Here is a 1,815-nt window from a genome sequence, read left to right as displayed (position 1 = left end):
GTTAGGCTTTTCTACTTCATATACAATTAAAATGTTATGCAAATGCCAATAAATCATCATACGGTCTAATAGTCTGTTCGATGGTTTTACCAGCTTTTTCATAGGCAATTTTCAAATCATATTGATGTTGTAAATTAAGCCAACTTTCAGCATCTCCACCAAAGAATCGTGCTAATCGCAAAGCTGTATCAGCAGTAATACCGCGACGTTCTAATACAATATCGTTAATTCGAGCTGCAGTTACACCTAACTTTCTAGCTAGAGCAGTAGAGCTTAAATTTAGTGGGAGCATGTACTCTTCTTTAAGAATTTCACCTGGGTGAACAGCTCTCATACCATTATGATGGATCATACATATACCTCTCAAAATTAATGGTAATCGACTATCTCAACCTCACTGGGTCCATTATCCGTCCAAACAAAACAGATTCGCCATTGATCATTAATACGAATACTGTGTTGCCCTAAACGATCACGTTCTAATTTTTCTAATCGATTACCTGGAGGAGATCTCAAAAAATCTAAAGTTACTGCTGCATCTAGCATCGTCAATTTTCGGGTAGCAACTTTCAAAATAGCTGAAAATTTAGAACTCTTACCCGTTTCAAATAATTGACGCGTATATTCGCACTTAAAACTTTTTATCAATTGAGATGCCCTTCATATAATATATTGTATATCGATATGCATTATATCACAAGGATACTTTGCTGTGGCTTACAAGAAAGCCACACGGGCTTAATACAAAATCTTTTATTGCAACCTAGATTTAGGTACAAATTGAAACATATAAAAAAGAGCGAAAGCTCCTTTTTTATATGTTTCAATTAATTTTTCTATAGTTAATATCATATCCAGCATCACTTAGCATATGAGCCACAGACATACGCCAGTCTTTATAACCATGGTCTGTATATACGACACCATTTACATCTCCTGGCATTTCAATATGACCTTCCTTTTTTACTAAGCAGATTACTTTTTCACGAGTATATAAACCTATTAATAAACCATGCTCAAAAACAACATTTTGCCTAGCTCTTAATTTGTACTCATCCTCCCCAATAGCTTTTCCCTGATCATCAGGTGTGTATAAAACTATCCCAAACCCAATAGAAGGATCTTTTGTGTAACGTTCTAACTTTTCTATGATTGTAAGGCTAGCATCGTGCTGTTCTCTGAGAACTATTGGCTCAATTAATTGAGCTGATAAAAAAGCTTTTACTTCATTTATCAATGCATCATCATGCCCATGGACAATGAATACTTTAGATGGGGTAACCTTCTTTTCTTTACCTAATAAATTAGGAACTTGCTTTTTAGTTCCTTTTGCATATGTTATTAATTCTTCTGTTATTTCTTTTTGTTTAAGAATCGCGGACTCTAAATCATTAGAATAAAAACCGATCATAACAACACTAGATGCCTGATTTTCAGCCCTTCGTTGAGCAGCTTGTTGCTGTTTTAAAACCTCACCAGATATCTCACTAGAAAACATGCGTAAACGTTCAATATGCTCAATAGGAATTGTACGCCCATTTATTAATATAGGGTTCCCAACCTGGTAAGGTTCAGCATATTTACAAATCAAATCTTCTAAATCTGTTAAATCTGATTTGATTTCAACTTTATCCCACGCATTTTTATGATGTTTTTCGCCTAATTCTAAAATCACATGATAATACATATTACTAATGCCATATCTTCATTTATATTTTTTAAATATATAATAAGTTTAAGAAAATTAACTACATATTTAACATAAAATCTCTTATGCGAAATTTAGGTCTTATCCCAAATAAATCCATTAAAAAG

3 protein-coding genes are annotated in these 1,815 nt (G+C 33.3%); all 3 read right to left on the bottom strand.

The window, feature by feature from the left end; translation table 11 throughout:
- Positions 1–34 precede the first annotated feature (34 nt).
- The 3 genes from FTV32_RS16805 to FTV32_RS16795 all read right to left on the bottom strand — a co-directional run bounded on the left by FTV32_RS16805 (position 35) and on the right by FTV32_RS16795 (position 1,687).
- On the bottom strand, positions 35–352 hold the full coding sequence (locus tag FTV32_RS16805) for a HigA family addiction module antitoxin (RefSeq protein ID WP_179991630.1): 318 nt from the start codon (positions 350–352) through the stop codon (positions 35–37).
- Between the two features lie 17 nt (positions 353–369).
- Positions 370–648, bottom strand: a complete 279-nt coding sequence (locus FTV32_RS16800) for a type II toxin-antitoxin system RelE/ParE family toxin (protein ID WP_179991629.1) — start codon at positions 646–648, stop codon at positions 370–372.
- Between the two features lie 175 nt (positions 649–823).
- Positions 824–1,687 (bottom strand): TIR domain-containing protein, encoded by an 864-nt coding sequence (locus tag FTV32_RS16795; RefSeq protein ID WP_179991628.1) that lies wholly within the window; start codon positions 1,685–1,687, stop codon positions 824–826.
- Positions 1,688–1,815 lie beyond the last annotated feature (128 nt).

It is taken from the genome of Acinetobacter sp. YH16032 (assembly GCF_013417345.1).
In the GTDB taxonomy this organism is placed as follows: Bacteria; Pseudomonadota; Gammaproteobacteria; order Pseudomonadales; family Moraxellaceae; genus Acinetobacter.
Note: the sequence above shows the minus strand (reverse complement) of the source record. Positions and strands in the feature narration are given on the sequence as shown.

Excerpts from the sequence above, each read along its gene's own strand:
- FTV32_RS16795 (WP_179991628.1), bottom strand. The coding sequence starts at position 1,687 with ATGTATTATCATGTGATTTTAGAATTAGGCGAAAAACATCATAAAAAT.
- FTV32_RS16805 (WP_179991630.1), bottom strand. The coding sequence starts at position 352 with ATGATCCATCATAATGGTATGAGAGCTGTTCACCCAGGTGAAATTCTT.